Source organism: Desulfobulbaceae bacterium, from assembly GCA_015231515.1.
Lineage (GTDB): Bacteria > Desulfobacterota > Desulfobulbia > Desulfobulbales > VMSU01 > JADGBM01.
Window position 1 is genome coordinate 34,215 of record JADGBM010000011.1, and the last position, 17,553, is coordinate 51,767.

Annotated in this window: 14 protein-coding genes; 12 read left to right on the forward strand and 2 right to left on the reverse strand. The window is 44.5% G+C overall.

Translation table 11 applies throughout. The features are described from left to right. Positions 1-22: 22 nt before the first annotated feature. A complete protein-coding gene (locus HQK80_03460) occupies positions 23-2,248 on the reverse strand; it encodes a tetratricopeptide repeat protein (protein MBF0221280.1) in 2,226 nt (741 codons plus the stop codon). A gap of 5 nt (positions 2,249-2,253) precedes the next feature. Next, the gene (locus HQK80_03465) at positions 2,254-3,063 is read right to left on the reverse strand and encodes a hypothetical protein (protein MBF0221281.1); all 810 of its coding nucleotides are present in this window, start codon (positions 3,061-3,063) and stop codon (positions 2,254-2,256) included. 313 nt (positions 3,064-3,376) lie between these two features. On the opposite strand from HQK80_03465, the gene HQK80_03470 reads away from it, so the two are divergent. The 12 genes from HQK80_03470 to HQK80_03525 all read left to right on the forward strand — a co-directional run bounded on the left by HQK80_03470 (position 3,377) and on the right by HQK80_03525 (position 17,413). Further along, the gene (locus HQK80_03470; GenBank protein MBF0221282.1) at positions 3,377-3,928 is read left to right on the forward strand and encodes a polysaccharide biosynthesis/export family protein; all 552 of its coding nucleotides are present in this window, start codon (positions 3,377-3,379) and stop codon (positions 3,926-3,928) included. Between the two features lie 25 nt (positions 3,929-3,953). Next, positions 3,954-5,402, forward strand: a complete 1,449-nt coding sequence (locus tag HQK80_03475) for a TonB-dependent receptor (GenBank protein ID MBF0221283.1) — start codon at positions 3,954-3,956, stop codon at positions 5,400-5,402. Between the two features lie 51 nt (positions 5,403-5,453). Beyond that, positions 5,454-7,103, forward strand: a complete 1,650-nt coding sequence (locus tag HQK80_03480) for a hypothetical protein (protein ID MBF0221284.1) — start codon at positions 5,454-5,456, stop codon at positions 7,101-7,103. 30 nt (positions 7,104-7,133) lie between these two features. Next, the gene (gene tadA / locus HQK80_03485) at positions 7,134-8,084 is read left to right on the forward strand and encodes a Flp pilus assembly complex ATPase component TadA (protein MBF0221285.1); all 951 of its coding nucleotides are present in this window, start codon (positions 7,134-7,136) and stop codon (positions 8,082-8,084) included. A 95-nt stretch (positions 8,085-8,179) separates the two neighbouring features. Beyond that, entirely contained in the window at positions 8,180-9,079 is a 900-nt protein-coding gene (locus HQK80_03490; protein MBF0221286.1) for a polysaccharide biosynthesis tyrosine autokinase, read from the forward strand. 6 nt (positions 9,080-9,085) lie between these two features. Next, complete coding sequence (locus HQK80_03495; protein ID MBF0221287.1) at positions 9,086-10,471, forward strand: TIGR03013 family PEP-CTERM/XrtA system glycosyltransferase; 1,386 nt, start codon at positions 9,086-9,088, stop codon at positions 10,469-10,471. Positions 10,472-10,497: 26 nt separating this feature from the next. Continuing rightward, on the forward strand, positions 10,498-11,328 hold the full coding sequence (gene xrt, locus HQK80_03500) for an exosortase (GenBank protein MBF0221288.1): 831 nt from the start codon (positions 10,498-10,500) through the stop codon (positions 11,326-11,328). Next, positions 11,315-11,950, forward strand: coding sequence for an EpsI family protein (gene epsI / locus HQK80_03505; protein ID MBF0221289.1), 636 nt, complete (start codon positions 11,315-11,317; stop codon positions 11,948-11,950). Before xrt ends, epsI begins: the two co-directional genes overlap by 14 nt. A 158-nt stretch (positions 11,951-12,108) precedes the next feature. Next, positions 12,109-13,947 (forward strand): glutamine--fructose-6-phosphate transaminase (isomerizing), encoded by a 1,839-nt coding sequence (gene glmS, locus HQK80_03510; GenBank protein ID MBF0221290.1) that lies wholly within the window; start codon positions 12,109-12,111, stop codon positions 13,945-13,947. A 14-nt stretch (positions 13,948-13,961) separates the two neighbouring features. Then, positions 13,962-15,251, forward strand: coding sequence for a nucleotide sugar dehydrogenase (locus tag HQK80_03515; protein ID MBF0221291.1), 1,290 nt, complete (start codon positions 13,962-13,964; stop codon positions 15,249-15,251). Between the two features lie 132 nt (positions 15,252-15,383). Beyond that, the gene (gene tviC / locus HQK80_03520; GenBank protein ID MBF0221292.1) at positions 15,384-16,409 is read left to right on the forward strand and encodes a Vi polysaccharide biosynthesis UDP-N-acetylglucosaminuronic acid C-4 epimerase TviC; all 1,026 of its coding nucleotides are present in this window, start codon (positions 15,384-15,386) and stop codon (positions 16,407-16,409) included. Next, positions 16,406-17,413 (forward strand): NAD-dependent epimerase, encoded by a 1,008-nt coding sequence (locus tag HQK80_03525; protein ID MBF0221293.1) that lies wholly within the window; start codon positions 16,406-16,408, stop codon positions 17,411-17,413. Before tviC ends, HQK80_03525 begins: the two co-directional genes overlap by 4 nt. The last annotated feature ends 140 nt before the right edge of the window (positions 17,414-17,553 follow it).

A 17,553-nucleotide genomic window follows, 5' to 3' on the forward strand; every position in this document is an offset into this window, starting at 1 on the left:
AGACTCTCCGGTTGTTTGAAAATTAATTGTTTTGTTTGTCAATGATGGCTTGAGCTTCAATCAGTTTACCTGGTTCAAGCCCATTTGCAACTGCTTGACTGGCATATTTTTGAGCGGCCGGAACATTTAGTGTTGCTTCATAGGTTTTAGCTAAGTGAAAAAGAATAATTGGATTGTTGGGACTTTGGCTTAAAGCTTCTTCGAACAGCCATTTTGCTCGAGTAAAATTTTGTTTTTTTAAGTATGCCCAACCAAGAGTATCAGCAATGGCAGGATCATCAGGGGCAAGGTCATAGGCTTTTTGCGCGAGTATGAACGCATCGTCGGTGTTTATTCCATTGTCAAGGTAAAGACATGCTAAGTTATTGCTAATATGAGGCGATGTCGGGTTTTGTGCAAGGCTTTCTTGTAAAGTTTGAGTGGCGCTGTCAACGGAAAGTTGTTTTAGTTGGAGTTCTGCGAGTTTTAGCGCAGCCGCCTCAAAGGTTGGCTGAAGTTGTAATGTTTTTTGGTAGTTTATGATCGCCTTCTGCCATTGATTTTGTTTTTCATAGAGTTCAGCCAGATAAAAGTAGGCGGAGTAGTTTTCGGGATTAATCTCTAGCGTTTTTTGCAGGTGATTTTCTGCCTGCTCAAATTTTCTTTCTAAGAAAAAGAACTTGCCCAGTTCTAAATACGATACAGGTGATATCTGTGGTCGACTTGTAATAAAATCGATATACTCCTGTACTTTTTGATACCCGCCTATTTGCTTAAGGGTGTTAAGGTATTTGCCTAATAAAATTTGGTCTTCTATTCCTTGGTCAAGGAGCGCTCTGTACTTCTCGGCGGCACTGTTAATGTCTGTGTGTTCTGAAATTTGAATTGAATAATAACTGGGACTAAGGTTTTGACTATTAAGCTCGCCAGCATTTTCGAAATCCTCTCTGGCCTGGTCGAGTGACCCCTGTAAAAGGTGAAGCTGTCCCGCAAGCAGATAGGAACGGTAGTTCTCAGGCTCTTTTTCTTTGACTCGCTCAAGATATTGGAGGCTGGTTGCAAACTCCTCATTCAGGAAAAAAATATTGGCCAGTAAGAGTTCCGCGTCGGTAAAATTAGGGTCAAGACTTAAGGCTTTTGTGGCATTTTGGCGGGCTAAACTTTGATGCCCTCCGGCAAGATAGGCGACGGATAAAAGATAGTGAGAAAGTGGGAATTTCGGCTCCTTTTTAACAGCTTCGGAAAACATGGAAACGGCAAAGTCAGGTTCCTTATTAAGGAGATAATATTTACCTTTAAGCAGATAGGTTTCAACGTCAATTGCACCGGCATCTTCGAGTGTTTTAAAAAGCTGTAATGATTCGTCAAATTGTGCAAGGCGCAAATGCACCTCAATTAAGAATTTACTGAAAATAGGGTTTTGTGGTTGCTGAGAGTGAGCGTTTTCCAGGACAGCAAGGGCTGAGCGGTAGTTCTCATTAAAGAAAAATAGTTCAGCAAGATTTTTTTTCAATAATAGATTGTTTGGGTCAGCTTCAATCGCTTTTTGTAGGTTGGCTTCTGCTTCAGAAATATTCCCCTGTATTCGATAAAATAGCGCAACCTGAAAAAGGATTTCAGGTTTTCTTAGGGAGGTGTCGGAAACTTCTTTGAGCAGTAACTCTGCTTCCCGGTCTTTTTTGAGGCTAAGCAGGCTTATAGCTAAACGGCAAAGGATATGGTCTTTTTCCTTATCTGTACTCTTCTTTAATGCTGCCCGATATGATTGTTCTGCCTGGGTAAAGTTTTTCTCAACAATGTATAAATCGCCATAGGCAAGTAACCTCTCTACCGTGGATAAGGGGGCGAGGCTATCGAGGGTAGACTCGGCCATTTTAAGGTTATAGGTAAGTGTGTCTTGCTTGGCCATGGCCAGCTTTATTGCTGTAGATTTTGGGTAAAGAGCTACCGCTTTCTGTAGTATGGACTGAGTTTTGGAAATTTGACATAGCTTCTGAAACGCTTCAGCCTGGTTAATATACATCTCTTCAGAATGAAACTCCGGCGCAAGTGCCAACAGTTTTTGCCACTGGGCAGTTGCTTCAATATAATTGCCCTCGTCATAGTAACGGCGTGCATCTTGATGAAGTTCTTGAGCAAGTTTTTTGGGGGGCGGTGAGCATGAAATGATAGTGCATGCCAGAGAAATCAAAAGCAGATGTTTCCATAAAAGCAGTACCATGCCTGGTTGAAATTGTAACTGTTTTTGAATGTGATATTTTGATAACATAGCGATTACTGTTTTGACGATCGTAAACTTGAAAAAATACTGATGACGACTATGACACCAATACCAAAAATCGCACTCTCAAGTGCGTGTGCCATCATATAGCTTAGGGCCCGCAGTGGCGCCTTAATGATCCAGGGAAGTTCTATGTCATCATAAAAAAGAGATGAGTTCGCGCGGCGTTCTATTTTGTTGTTGTTGTTTGTCTCGGTGGGGATAAGCGGAAGAGCATCCCTGAAATAGGGATTTTTGAAGCTGGGGTTACTAAAATCAGCAGACGCTAACTGTTTTCCCGACCCTACGGGTATTGAGCCAGTAGCAACAGGTGATTTATTGGCTATTTCATCTGCTGTTTTTAGCTCCTTACTTATATATTTCACGAGATCTCTGAACTCCATAAGCGATGAGGTCAAGATTTGTGGGAGCTCATTTATTTGCGTATTGGCTAACATTGCGGGTGTCGTATCTGCTGTGCTGATTTCTTTTAGAATGTCTTGGGCCTTCTTTTGTACGAGAATATAGTCATCGAGTATTTTTTTTAGTTTAATGTTGGCATATAAAGTATTCTCAATGCTGTCCTTGGGGATGGTTGGGTTTTGGAGGGCATTAAACAAAGGCATTGAAAAAGGAATGCTGTTTTTGGGGAAAGAGGGGTTGTCTGCTATGGGGTTTTTGCTGTCATCGTGTGTTTCGATCAGCAGTAATTGGGCGGTAGGGGCGATGACAACGATGTTATGGGATCCTGAATTTTCAGGGTTGGCTGAGGTTGGATATCCTGAGGCGGGCACGAATGTTTTAAGTACGAAGAGTACTGGCATCAGGGTGGTTATCAGAAGTATAAAGATACTTTTTTTAGAGAAGTAAGGCATGGAATGGTAGATGTTTTTCGTCGAGTTACGGTTGTTTGGTAGATTATGTTAGAAATATCCTTGTTGAGTTCGTGTGTAATTATCTGTAATATAATCGCATATAAAGACAAATATTCATAGCCTAATCAAGCCTCTTTGGAAATAAGGGGGAGCTTGATGACGGTTTTCAGGCAAGTTCAAGATGGTAATGCTACGGGGGGTGGGTATGTGGACAGTGTTCAATTATAGGCAGTTGCTTGTTGTGTTTTTTGTATTGTGCTTTATGCAGATACACAATGAGGTTTTGGCTTCAGAGCAAGAGGTTAACCAAAACAAACAACCGGTGGAGTTTGGTGAGTATGTAATTGGTCTTGGGGATCAGTTGCAGATTATGGTCTGGAAGGAACCGGAGCTTTCGCATTCCACGTTTGTTCGAATTGATGGCCGGATTTCTTTACCGCTGGTTGGGGATGTTTTTGCGGCAGGCAAAACAATTAAAGTGTTTCGCGGCGAGTTGGAAGGTCTGCTCAGTCAAGTAGTCGCTGAGCCGGCTGTGTCTGTTATGTTGTTGCAGAGTAAAAGCTGGCGCTATTATATACTTGGCCAAATTAAGCAGCCCGGAGAGTTTCCTATTGATTACCCAATTACCCTGCTTCAGGCAATTGCGCGAAGTGGAGGGTTTATGGAATGGGCCAAAAAAGACGAAATTATAATAATTAGAAGAACTGATGATAAGGACACAATTGTCAAGTTCAACTATGATTCACTTGTGAAAGGTGAAAATTTGGCACAAAACATTATCTTACAGCCGGGAGATACAATCATTGTCCCATAACAATGATTGGAAAAGAGGAAAATAAATGAAAAAAGTTAATTTTTGTATATTTATACTAATATGTGGTCTAAGCCTCCCAGGGGTCATTTCCGCCCGGCAGAACAGTCTTGAGGGAAGTGTTGGCTTAGAGAATGATTATCGTTCCAATGTTTTTAATACCAAGTCTGGCCACGTTGATGAGTGGAATACACAACTGTCTCCAGTTCTGACGGTTGTATCTGTTGGACAGAGTGACAATATGTCGGTGACCTATGCGCCGACATTTTCCTACAACCATCGCCGAGATGAAAATGAGCTTGAATATGGGGGGGTATCTTTTGCGGGGGATAAAGCACTTTCCGGGCAGTGGAAACTAAGTGTTTCAGATTCGTATAATTACCATGAAGCTCCGGTTTTTGAAGCAAATACGAGCTTGAGCCTGGGGCAGCAATTTCTCAGGGCAGATGATGCCACCCAGGCCGAGATCGTTCGCTTACTCTTTCCTGAAATGACAAGCTGGGATGGTTCCCAGACGACCCAGATTCTTGCCGAAATTGATACTAGATATCAAGCCGCGACCCAGTCTGTGAAGAATCAGGTTGATCGACTTCTTGACCCTGCCAGTAATGGGCAAACTCGAAAACGTTACTGGGATAATTCCTTATCTCTAGTAAGCGATTATGAATTTGCCAAAAACAGCACGTTATCCTTGGGGTACTCGATTGATGTCCATGATGAAAAGACTGGCATACAGGCTGATAGTGTTTCTCACGCACCAAACCTTTCGATCTCCTATGAGATATCTCCGCAATGGGCAATACAGGCTGGCTATGGTTATGGTTATACAAGTTATGATACCTCGGATGACAGTAAGTCGGATGATATTGACCTGAGACTTGAGTTTAACCCACAACCGTCAACTTCTCTCTATGGCGCGTATACTTTTGCTGCAATTGATTATGACGGTAATACCGACAACTCGACTACGCAAAGCACCTCTGTTGGCATCTCCCATGAAATTGACCAAAACACCAGCCTGAACGGAGATCTTGGCTTTTCGTATCTGGCGCGTGGAATAGCAGCAGATGAGAGGGATTTTTCATTAACAACCTCGCTCTCAAGGGCAATCTCCCGGGGATCTATTTCCGCCAATATTGGAGCGGATCTTGGCGAAACCAGCTCGACAGGAAGCTGGGGGAAATTGAGTAATAGTTGGAGCATAGGAAGTGTTCTTCAATACGATTGGTCGCAGGATGTTTCAACATCGCTAGATTTTTCTTATGAACGCCGTAATTCCTGGACAAACAGTTCAAAAACCACCTATGATGATTTTAACGCTGGTGCCGGGGTGTCCATCCCATTTTTGCAATGGTTTGTTGTCTCTGTCGATTATGATTATCACCTTTTTGATTCAACCGGCACAAGTGTCGATGATTATGATGAGCATCGAGTCAGCGTTAACCTGTCAGCCAGTAAAGAGCTACTTCGTTGGTAATGATCTGTTAATCAGGCAAATGAATTTTCGAGTACGGTATTTGGAGCAATAATGGAAGAGCAACAACGGCAACAACTGCAGAAATATTTGGACATGGTCTACCGCCGGAAGATCATGATTATGGCCTTTCTTTTGTTGGCAATTATTGCCGGACTAGGCGTTTATCTGAAAACGGCAAAAGTTTATGAGTCAACGGCGTTGTTGATTTATCAGAGGGCTCGAATAAACCCCGGCAGTAATATGACTCCAGACGTACAGACCCAGACTCGTGAAATGGTTGCCACCCTTACTCAACAGGTGACTAGCCGTACAAGTTTGGAGTCTTTGATTAAGCAGTTTTCTCTGTTTGAAAAAATGCGGGAAAAACTGCCGATGGAAGATGTGGTCGATGCGATGCGCAAGCATATAATTATCAAACCGGAACGTGGAGATGTTTTCAAGGTTACATTTACCGGGGCTGAGCCCAAGAAAGTAATGCAGGTGGCAAATGCTATTGCCGCACGCTTCATTGAGGAGAACCTTCGTTATCGAGAAGAAAAAGCAACCGAAACGTCCGCTTATGTACAGGACGAGCTGAACCTTTCCAAGAATGATCTTGATAAAAAAGAAGCGGCGATGCGTGACTATAAGCTCAAATTTTATAATGAGATGCCGCAGCAATTTGAAGCGAACATGGCCCGCTTGACTTCCCTGCAGGAACAATCGCAAAAAAATCGCGATAGCTCGCAGGATTTGGAACGAACAAAGGTCTTGATTCAGGAACAGATTTCACGCAGAAAAGAGGCGCTGGCATCAGCGGCTGTTCAGGCCCGCTTGACAGACTCTGCGGCTATGAAAAGTGGGATCAGTAGTGGGCAGGTAGAAAGAAACCCCGTCTTGGCACAGTCACTTGAAGAGCTGACGGCTGTAAATACGGCTTTGGAAAATCTGCTTTTGAGATACACGGACAAACATCCTGAGGTTCGGCGGTTAAAGAAGAAACAGGAGCAGCTTGAAGAAGAGCAAAAAAAACTTGTCGCTTCGTTAGGAAAAGATGATGAGGCTGTATCTAGCCAAGCAGAAAATGAGGGAAGTCCGACTGTAGTTGCAGAAGACTTTTCTAGTCTGGATACACAGTTGCAAGAGTTAAACCTGCAGATGAAACAGATCAACTATGCGAGAACGCGGCTTGGTGAAGAGAGCGAGGAGCTGCAAAAGCAGATCGAACAGTATAAGAAGTGGATAGAAATGACACCTGCCCGAGAGGCGGAATGGACCGCTCTTACTCGAGACTATAAACAGTTGTATGACCACTATCAGAGATTGGTTGTCAGAAATTTAGAAGCAGCCTCAGCTGAAAGTCTTGAACGCCGACAGAAGGGCAGCCAGTTTAAGATTGTTGATTCGGCCTATTTTCCCGAGAAGCCGGCCAAGCCTGATTTTAAAAAGATTATGGCTTTGTCAGTTGCCCTAGGGCTGGGCCTTGGAGGCGCCTTGGCGTTTTTGCTTGAAATGAAGGATTCTTCGTTTAGAAGTCCAGTTGAGCTCGAGAGTTTTCTTGGTGTTCCGGTGCTTTGCGCTTTGCCGCACGTATTTACAGAGAAGGAGAAGAGGGCTAATAGATTTAAAACGCTCGGCTGGGTGCTGGCCTTTTCTGTTGTTGTGGTTTGCATTTTAGGTGGAATGGCATTTTTGTATAAGTCCGGGCGAATTATTATTTAGACCCTAGCCGTCTAATTTCAAGATCAAATTATGTACGAAAAATATTATGGACTTCGCTCCAAGCCGTTCGATCTAATCCCCGATCCCGACACGGTATTTATGAGTGATTCCCACCAGGAAGCTCTGGCTGTCTTACGCTATGGGGTGATTGATCGTAAAGGTTTTTTGCTGCTTACGGGGGGTGTTGGGACCGGCAAAACAACACTCCTGCAGGTACTCTCTCAATCGATAGATTCAAAAGTTCATCTTTGTCTCCTCTCAAATCCAACTCTTTCAATTAATGAATTCTATTATTTCCTGGCAGCTAAATATGGGTTGCCGGAATACGACTTTAATAAAGCGAAATTTATGCTGCAATATGCAGATTTCTTGAGGTTGTGTCGTGAAAAAAAAGAGAGGGTTCTGTTAATCATTGACGAGGCACACGCCCTGCCGGAAGACCTGTTGGAGGAGATCAGACTTCTTTCTAATCAGGAACATCAAGAATTTGGTTTGATGAGCATTTTTCTCGTTGGACAGCCCGAGCTTAATGAACGATTGGCGAGTGACAGGATGTTGCCCTTGCGTCAGCGGATCGGTATCCGTTTTCACCTGGAACCTTTTTCAAAGGAAGAGACGCAGCAGTATATTAATTTTAGATTGATGAAAGCTGGTTGCCAGCGGGGTAATTTATTTGATCCTAGTGCAGTTGAAACCATCCATGCTTTGAGTAAAGGGATTCCGCGTTTGATTAATGTGATATGTGATCAGGCATTGCTTTCAGGTTTTGCTGAAGAAAAATCAGTGGTCGACCAAACAATTATAACTGCATGTATCAATGAGATGCAGATTTCCGGTAAAGTGGTTGAGTTGCCGCACTCCCCTGAACCCGCAGAGAAACGCCGCTTATCAAAATGGTTTGTAGCAGTTAATTTTGGGTTAGGAATTGCTATCATTCTTGCCGGTGTGATACTATATTTATTTGTAGTGAATAATCGATAGAAAGTTTTTTGCATCCAAGTCTTTTTTGAAGCGTTTTGTCCTGTTTTGTGAAGAATTTCTTTGGTGCTAAAAAAATATTATAACGAGGTGTTAATTTGGGAAAAGTCTTTAAAGCATTAAACAAATTTAAGGGTGTATCCCCGGAGATTGACAGTGCCGCTGAAACGAGCCTGCAAAACAAAACCGAAGAAGAATTTGAAGCCTCTTCTTCGGTCCAGCCTTCAAATAAAGTTGAACAGCAATTACACTCTACTCCGAAGAGTGTTGCCCCTCAAACAAAGACCGTTCCCAGTGGGCAGTGGGATGAAAAACTATTGACCTTTTCTGAACCTGGATCAGTGTTTTCTGAAAATATTCGAAAACTTAGAACGCGTATCCTTCACCCTGGTACGGCAGAGCCCTTTAAGAAAATATTAGTCACAAGTGCGCTTCCTGGAGCAGGGAAAAGTTTTACTTGCGCTAATCTGGGAATAGCAATAGCACAAGGCCTAGAGCACCACGCCTTACTGGTTGATTGCGATTTGCGCAGGCCCAACTTGGCTGCTTGGTTTGGTGTTGCTTCACAAGACGGTAGAGGACTTGTGAATTATCTCCGCGATGACGAAGATCTTGGCGACCTCATCATGAAAACTGGTATGGAAAAATTATCAATTATTCCGGGGGGCACTCCACCGCCAAATCCTGCTGAAGTATTGGGAACAACAAGAGTGGGACAAATGTTTGCCCAGTTGGAAAACAGATATGATGACAGATTTATTATTATCGATACGCCTCCAGCAATGCTAGCCAATGAAGTTTTTGTTCTGGCAAGGCATGCAGATGCCGTTGTCGTTGTTGTCCGTTGGGGAGGAGGGGGGAAGGAACAGGTGAAACAGCTTGTTGATTCTATTGGCAGAGAAAAACTTATTGGAGTGGTTTTTAATGGTTACCAGACAAACTTTTTCAGCACGCAGCTTTCTGGCTATAATGAATACGCCCAGTACAGTTACAAGTAATTAAATATGCCTTATTTTTCGGGGAAATATTATCCCCTTCGCCGTATAGTGTTCTTTTTCGGTGAAGGGCTACTAATTTTCACAGCCATATACATCATCAACAGAATCTTTCTGGCGAGTGAAGGGCAAGAGGTTGTTGCTGCCGTAACTGTCTGGCGCAGCGCAATGGTTACTGTTATTTTTCAGTTGAGCCTGTACTTTTTTGATCTCTATGACCTTAATGTCTACTCGTCTTTTTCTGAAACAGCAACACGCATGACTCAGGCCTTTGGTTTCGGGTGCATTGCCCTTGCCGGTTTATACTACCTGTTCCCTGTATTTGTGATCCCGACATCGGTATTTGGAGTGGGGTATCTTCTTGTTTGTTCTTTTCTCGCCGGGTGGCGATTTTTTTATATTTTTGCGGTGGGCAAACGAGTTTTCTCTGAAAGAATTATTATTCTTGGGACGGGTGAGTTCGCTGGCAGTATCGCTCAAGAAGTAACCGGAAAGCTTGATTCTGGCTACGAAATTGCCGCATTTGTGGGGTCACAAAAACCGGGGTTTGATGTTGGGAAAGTACCCTTTTATGAAACCAGCGAAAATAACCTCGGAGACCTCTGCCGCAAGTATGAGGCTGAACGCTTAATTGTGGCGCTTGAGGATAGACGGGGAACAATGCCGGTTGGCCAGCTGGTGCAGTGTAAATTAGATGGTATTGAAATTACGGCGGGTACCGGCTTCTACGAAGATATGACCGGCAAGTTGATGGTGGAAAAAGTCAATCCAGATTGGATTATTTTTTCGACGGGCTTTACCATAGGCAGAATAAATAATGTGTTGAAGCGAGTTGGTGATATTGCTCTTGCCCTGGTGGGCTTGGTGTTCGCTTCGCCGATAATGTTGATCAGCGCTTGCATTGTTAAGTTGGAGTCGCCAGGGCCAGTTTTTTATAAACAGGAACGAGTAGGTCTGCGAAACAGAAGGTTTGATGTTTTTAAATTTCGGTCCATGAAGCAGGATGCTGAAAAAGATGGCGCCGTTTGGGCCATGAAAAACGACACCCGTGTTACCAGGTTTGGCGGGTTTATTCGCAAGGTCCGCATTGATGAGCTTCCTCAGTTGTGGAATGTTTTAATGGGGGAGATGAGTTTTGTCGGACCTCGACCTGAGAGACCTGTTTTTGTGAAACAACTCAATGACAAAATTCCATTTTATTCCCTCCGTCACAACATTAAGCCGGGCGTTACCGGATGGGCGCAAATTTGCTATCCTTATGGAGCCTCGGAAGAGGATGCTCTTCGTAAACTTGAGTATGATCTGTATTACTTGAAAAATCTCAGCTTTTCCTTGGATCTTTGGATTCTTTTTCAAACAATCAAAACAGTGCTCTTCCAGAAGGGAGCTCGATGATTTTGTTCTAAAGGGGTGAATACGCTATGATGATATTGTCGAGGTTAATTCAGTGGATAGTTATTGTGGGGCTTGCAGTCTTTTTTTACTGGGATGTGCTGACTGCCTGGGGTCAAAATCTATGGGACGATCCGAATTACTCGCACGGCCTGCTTATACCGTTTATTGCCATGTATATTGTCAGGGAGAAACAAGCTCAGTTGCAACGAGCAAAACAGCAGACATATTGGCCAGGCCTGGTTGTCGTTTGTTTAGCGGTTTTGCTTTATGCGGCTGGGTATGTCGGGGCAGAATTTTTCACTAAACGGCTCTCCTTTCTGGTTTTGTTGTACGGAATGATTCTCTTTCTGGAAGGCAAAGAGGTTGCAAAAATCCTTCGATTTCCAGTGGCGGTACTTTTTTTCGCTGTTCCATTGCCGTATGTTCTTTATAACTCGGTGGCATTTCCTTTAAAGTTGATTGCATCAAAGATAGCAGCCTTCCTTATTGCCCTCACAGGTATGCCAGTTTTTTTGGAAGGTAATGTTATTGCGCTTTCACATACTACCATGGAAGTGGTTGATGCCTGCAGCGGTATTCGGTCGTTGATGACACTTTTTACTCTCGCCTTTCTGCTCGGCTATTTTCAGCACAAACAAACCTGGAAAAGAGTTATTGTTTTGTTGCTTGCCACGCCGGTTGCGGTTTTCAGTAATGCTGTGCGCGTTACTGCAACGGGAATATTAACCAAATACGACCCAGCCTGGGCGGAAGGAAGCCTGCATGACACAACGGGATGGTTGGTTTTTGTGTTGGCCTTTGCGATGTTGCTGGCTGGTTCGGCTCTTTTGAAAGGGGGGCGAAGTGAAAAACTTTAAGGGCTCCATTGTTTTATGCCTGATTCTGGTCGCTTCTATCTGGTGGTTTAAAGGTCTGGGCACGATTGTACCTCAGGAGATGCCGACACCATTTTCTGAGTTCCCGAAAGTAATTGGCAATTTTACCTTTGCCGGATCGCAACAGTTTAGCGAAGCTGTTGTTGAGAGTGCTGGCATGGATGAGTACATCATGTGGTCGTATAAAGATCCTGATGGTTACGTTTTAGGGCTTTATGTCGGCTTTTACCGTGATCAGACAGAGGGTTCAATTATCCACTCGCCCAAACATTGCATGCCCGGAAGTGGTTGGGAACCATCAGAAGTAGGAACCGTTGAGTTTCAAGATCCTCAAGGGCACCGCTTCAAGGTGAACCGTATGGTATTGCAAAAAGGTGTTGATAAACAGTTGGCCTACTACTGGTATCAAGGCAGGGGGCGGGTGCTTGCCAGTGAATATGCTGACCGGGCGTATATGGTGCTTGATTCGATTGCTTTGAAGCGATCGGATGGGGCTTTGGTTCGTATTACAGGGCCAGGGAATAATGTTGACGAGTATAGTAAGAAACAGCAGCAATTCATGGGCTCCTTAATGCCTGTTTTGGAAAAGTTTTTACCACAATAGGCGTCTGGTTGACTGGTCGATTGGTTGACTGGTTGACTGGTTGACTGGTTGACTGGTTAAATAGTTGAATAGTAAACTCACCAGTTAACAAGTCAACAAGTCAACCAATAAACTAATTAACCAATCAACCAGTTAACAAATTAACAAAGGATAGAACTATGTGCGGTATCGTCGGCTACGTCGGGAATCGAAAGGTAGTACCAATTATTATAGAAGGCCTCAAACGCCTCGAGTACAGGGGCTACGACTCTGCCGGCCTCGTATATCTTGAAGGCGATACGCTGGTAAAACACCGGAGTCAGGGCAAACTCATCAATCTTGAGGAGAAGATGGATGCCATTGAGGTTGCCAGCCACATTGGATTAGGTCATACCCGTTGGGCCACTCATGGTGCCCCATCAGAAGCCAATGCGCATCCTCATAGCGATTGTACCGGCAATGTCGTGGTGGTGCATAATGGAATAATTGAAAATTATCGCTCACTGCGTGAGGAGCTTCAGGCCAAGGGGCATACCTTTACCTCCGAAACAGATACTGAGGTTATGGCACATCTCATCGAAGAATATCTTGAGGATGATCTTGTGGCTGCAATTCGCAAGGCGGTTGCTCTGGTTGAGGGATCGTACGCCCTTGGTGTTCTGTGGGCTGGTCAACCGGATAGAATTGTAGCGGTTAGGAATCAAAGCCCTTTGGTTTTAGGTGTTAAAGAGGGGGGGGGCTCTTTTATGGCCTCTGATATCCCGGCCTTGTTGCCCTATACGAAGGATGTTGTTTTCTTAGATGATGGGGAGTTGGCAGTTCTGCAAAAAGATAGCTGGCAGGTCTTGAATATTAAAAGCGGTGAGCCTGTTGAAAAAGCGGTTAACACTATTGACTGGAATGCCGGCATGGCCGAAAAGGCTGGGTTTAAGCATTTTATGCTGAAAGAGATTTTTGAGCAGCCCCAGGCAATATTGAACACCTTTCGGGGGCGTTTTGACCCTGAAACCGGAGAGGTGAACCTGCCCGAAATCAATTTAAGCATCGAGCAGCTTGCCAAGATTTCCAGAATCTCCCTTGTTGCTTGTGGCACCTCCTGGCACGCTGCTTTGGTGGCTAAATACTGGATTGAAAAATGGGCGCGAATCCCTGTTGATGTCGATATCGCCTCTGAGTTTCGCTATCGAAGCCTTATCCTTGACGAGAACGTATTGGTTGTGCCGATCTCGCAATCGGGTGAAACCGCTGACACCCTGGCAGGTATGCGGCTGGCTAGGACATTAGGGGCCAAAATTGTTGCTATCTGCAATGTGGTCGGCAGTACAGTGACCCGTGAGGCGGATGGGATTATCTATACCCATGCCGGACCGGAAATTGGAGTGGCGTCCACTAAGGCCTTTACCTGTCAGTTGGTCGCTCTCTTCCTGTTAACGCTTTATCTTGCCCAAGCCAAAAAAACCATCACGGAAGATGAAAGCCGGGCCCTGTGCGGTGTCATGCTGGATATTCCCATAATTTTAGAAAGGGAAATTGGCCGAATTCAAAACGATGTTGAGCAAATTGCCGAAGCCTTTGTCAAAAGCCGTGATTTTCTCTATCTAGGCAGGGGCGCAAATTTCCCGATCGCTTTGGAGGGCGCATTAAAGCTTAAAGAAATTTCCTATATTCACGCAGAGGGCTATGCCGCCGGTGAATTAAAACATGGCCCCATTGCTTTAATTGATAAAGATATGCCGGTATTGGCCTTAGCCCCTAAAGATTCGGTTTACCAGAAAGTTATCTCTAATGTTGAGGAGGTTAAGGCCCGCAATGGCCGAATGATTCTGATCGGCACTGAAGGGGATCAGAATCTGGCCCGCATTGCGGAGCAGGTGATTTACCTTCCAGAGATTCATGAGGATCTAAACCCGATTCTCTACGTCATTCCTTTGCAGCTGTTGTCATATGAAATTGCAAATCTGCGTGGCTGTGATGTTGATCAGCCCAGAAATTTAGCCAAAAGTGTAACTGTCGAGTAAGAGGAAAACTATTTATGGATATTTCAAAATCATGTGTTGCGGTTGTTGGGTTAGGGTACGTAGGGCTGCCGCTGGCAATTGCCTTTGGTAAGCAGATTAAAACGATTGGTTACGACCTGAAAAAAGAAAGTATTGAGGCCTATCGAAAGGGAATAGATCCCAATGAAGAGGTCGATTCAGAAGGTTTTGCCGAATCTAAACTTACTCAGTTTACCAACGACCCAAAGGACATTGCGCAGGCGGATTTTATTATTGTTGCGGTGCCAACTCCAATCGATCAGGCCAGGCAACCAGATCTGTCTCCAATGGTTGGGGCGGCTCAAACGGCAGGAAAGCAGATGAAAAAAGGCGCGGTGGTTATTTTTGAGTCCACCGTTTATCCTGGAGTTACCGAAGAGATATGTGTGCCGATCCTCGAAAAAGTTTCCGGCATGGTCTGGAAAAAAGATTTCTTTGTCGGCTACTCCCCGGAGCGGATAAATCCAGGCGATAAAGAGCACACCCTGACCAAGATTGTCAAGGTTGTTTCCGGGGATTGTGAGGAGACCCTGGCCGGTGTCAAAGCGCTTTACGAATCGATTATTGTTGCCGGAGTATACCCAACCAAATCAATAAAAGAGGCAGAAGCGGCCAAAGTTATTGAAAATACCCAGCGGGACTTGAACATAGCCCTGATGAATGAACTTGCTGTGATTTTTGATCGTTTAGACATCGACACTAAAAATGTGCTGGAAGCTGCCGGCACTAAGTGGAACTTTCTACCTTTTCGACCGGGCCTGGTTGGCGGCCATTGTATAGGTGTTGATCCCTATTATCTAACACACAAAGCTGAGACCGTTGGCTATCACCCTGAAGTGATTTTAGCAGGAAGAAGAATTAATGACGGAATGGGAAAGTTTATTGCCGAAAAAACCGTGAAGATGATGCTTCATTCTGACAGACGAGCGCAACGGCGGGTTGGGATTCTCGGCTTGACCTTTAAAGAAAACTGCCCCGACTTAAGAAATTCAAAAGTTGTTGATATTATAAATGAATTGAAAGCCTATGACATGACAGTTTTGGTTTATGATCCTAAGGTCACTAAAGATGATGCTATGCGTCATATGGGGGTTAAACTCTGTGATTGGGAAGATTTACAGGATCTTGGTGCCTTGATCTTTGCTGTGCCGCACAGGGAACTGTTGGCTAAAAGTGTGGCAGACCTTGTTGGAACTTTAACAGAAAAGGGTTCCCTAATTGATGTAAAATCGGTGCTTGATGTCGCAGAAGTCAAGAAACATGATGTCAATTTCTGGAGACTGTAATTTGGTTGACTGGTTGATCGGTTGACTGGTTGACTGGTTGATTGGTTAACTGGTGAGTTCACTATCCACTCAACAAACCCAACAAACTCAACAAACCCAACAACCCAATAACCCAACAAAAAAGAGAAGATTATGAGTACATATAAAGAGATACAAGAGCAGCTCAGGAAATCCCCAAAAACATGGCTTGTGACCGGAGTTGCCGGCTTTATTGGCTCTAATTTGCTGGAGACGCTGCTCAAACTTGAGCAAAGGGTTGTGGGCTTGGATAATTTTTCTACTGGTCATCAGCGCAATCTGGATGAGGTTCAAGCACTGGTAAGTGCAGACCAGTGGCAAAAATTTACAATGATAGAAGGAGATATCCGCAACCTTGACGACTGTAGTCTGGCCTGTAAGGATGTTGATTATGTGCTGCATCAGGCGGCGCTGGGTTCGGTTCCCCGCTCGATTGAGGATCCTATTACGACCAATGCCAATAACCTGACGGGATTCCTTCATATGCTTGTGGCAGCCCGTGATGCCGGAGTAAAACGGTTTGTCTATGCGGCCTCAAGTTCAACCTATGGTGATCATCCTGGCCTTCCCAAGGTTGAAGATACAATTGGCAACCCACTGTCTCCGTATGCTGTGACAAAGTACGTCAACGAGCTCTATGCTAGTGTTTTTGCCCGCACCTATGGCTTGCAGAGTATGGGGCTTCGCTATTTTAACGTCTTTGGCCGACGCCAGGATCCAAATGGAGCGTATGCCGCAGTTATCCCGAAATGGTTTTCCGGAATGCTTAAGGGTGAGGAGATCATCATCAACGGGACCGGTGAAACCAGCAGAGATTTTTGCTATATCGACAATACGGTTCAGGCGAATATCCTGTCAGCCTGTGCAACGCACGCCGAGGCTGCCAATCAGGTCTATAATGTTGCCTATGGTGATCGCACTAGTTTGAATGAGCTCTTTAATCACATTAAAGATCGTGTCGTGCCTTACCGCGCAGAAGTTCAAAATAGTGAGCCAACCCATCGTGATTTTCGTGCCGGTGATGTTATGCATTCACTCGCCGATATCTCCAAGGCCAAGAAGCTTTTGGGCTATGAGCCAACTTTTTCTGTTGGGGCCGGTTTGGATGAAGCAACAAAGTGGTATGTGGAGAACTTATGAAACGGATATTAGTTACTGGGGGGGCGGGTTTTATTGGTTTTTTTCTTACCAAAAAGCTTGCGGATAAGGGATTGGAGGTTGTTGGGATTGATAATCTGAACTCCTACTATGATCCAACCTTAAAAAAAGATCGGCTTGAGCAGTTGCGCTCCTACAAGAATGCCTCTTTTGTAGAAGGTGACATGGCTGATCGCACCTTTATGAAAGATCTGTTTGCGACAAAAAAATTTGATGCAGTTGTTAATTTAGCCGCCCAGGCGGGCGTGCGGTATTCCATCGAGAACCCTCTTTCCTACGTGGACTCAAATCTTTTGGGGTTTGCCAATATTCTTGAAGGCTGCCGGCACACCAATGTTAAGCATCTGGTTTTTGCCTCGTCAAGTTCCGTTTATGGTGGCAACACCAAGACCCCCTTTACTGTTCATGATAGCGTTGACCATCCTGTTTCACTATATGCCGCCACCAAAAAATCCAACGAGCTTATGGCCCATAGCTACAGCCATCTGTATGGCCTTCCAGTGACGGGTTTACGGTTTTTTACGGTCTATGGCCCCTGGGGCAGGCCGGATATGGCCTACTTTTTATTCACTAAGGCGATTCTTGCCGGCGAACCGATTAGCATATTTAACAATGGCAAGATGAAGCGAGACTTTACCTATATTGATGACATTGTTGAAGGCGTAGAAAGGGTTATTTTTTCGCCCCCGAAACCGAACCCTGAATGGAATACCGATGAACCAGATCCATCAACAAGCTGGTGCCCTTATAAAATATATAATATCGGCAACAACAAACAGGAAACTCTGATGCATTTTATAGAAGTTCTGGAAAACTGCCTGGGCAAAAAGGCAGAAAAAAACTACCTGCCAATGCAAAATGGCGATGTAAAGGAAACCTATGCAAATGTTGACGGCCTGATAAAAGACTTCAACTTCCAGCCTTCGACAACCATCGAGGAGGGTTTGGCGAAATTTGTTAAGTGGTACCGGGAATATTACGGTTAATTTTTTGATGGCCACGGAACCACACGGAAGGCCACGGAAAAAACAGCGAACGAGGGAAGATTTGTGGGGTGGAAATTGGTTTACTGGTTAATTTTTATCACCCTAAAGCAACCATTAAACGATTTGTGCTTTAACTTCAG

Excerpts from the sequence above, each read along its gene's own strand:
- tviC (MBF0221292.1), top strand. The coding sequence starts at position 15,384 with ATGAGTACATATAAAGAGATACAAGAGCAGCTCAGGAAATCCCCAAAA.
- glmS (MBF0221290.1), top strand. The coding sequence starts at position 12,109 with ATGTGCGGTATCGTCGGCTACGTCGGGAATCGAAAGGTAGTACCAATT.
- HQK80_03470 (MBF0221282.1), top strand. The coding sequence starts at position 3,377 with ATGCAGATACACAATGAGGTTTTGGCTTCAGAGCAAGAGGTTAACCAA.
- HQK80_03465 (MBF0221281.1), bottom strand. The coding sequence starts at position 3,063 with ATGCCAGTACTCTTCGTACTTAAAACATTCGTGCCCGCCTCAGGATAT.
- tadA (MBF0221285.1), top strand. The coding sequence starts at position 7,134 with ATGTACGAAAAATATTATGGACTTCGCTCCAAGCCGTTCGATCTAATC.
- HQK80_03480 (MBF0221284.1), top strand. The coding sequence starts at position 5,454 with ATGGAAGAGCAACAACGGCAACAACTGCAGAAATATTTGGACATGGTC.
- HQK80_03495 (MBF0221287.1), top strand. The coding sequence starts at position 9,086 with ATGCCTTATTTTTCGGGGAAATATTATCCCCTTCGCCGTATAGTGTTC.
- HQK80_03460 (MBF0221280.1), bottom strand. The coding sequence starts at position 2,248 with ATGTTATCAAAATATCACATTCAAAAACAGTTACAATTTCAACCAGGC.
- xrt (MBF0221288.1), top strand. The coding sequence starts at position 10,498 with ATGATGATATTGTCGAGGTTAATTCAGTGGATAGTTATTGTGGGGCTT.
- HQK80_03515 (MBF0221291.1), top strand. The coding sequence starts at position 13,962 with ATGGATATTTCAAAATCATGTGTTGCGGTTGTTGGGTTAGGGTACGTA.
- HQK80_03525 (MBF0221293.1), top strand. The coding sequence starts at position 16,406 with ATGAAACGGATATTAGTTACTGGGGGGGCGGGTTTTATTGGTTTTTTT.
- HQK80_03475 (MBF0221283.1), top strand. The coding sequence starts at position 3,954 with ATGAAAAAAGTTAATTTTTGTATATTTATACTAATATGTGGTCTAAGC.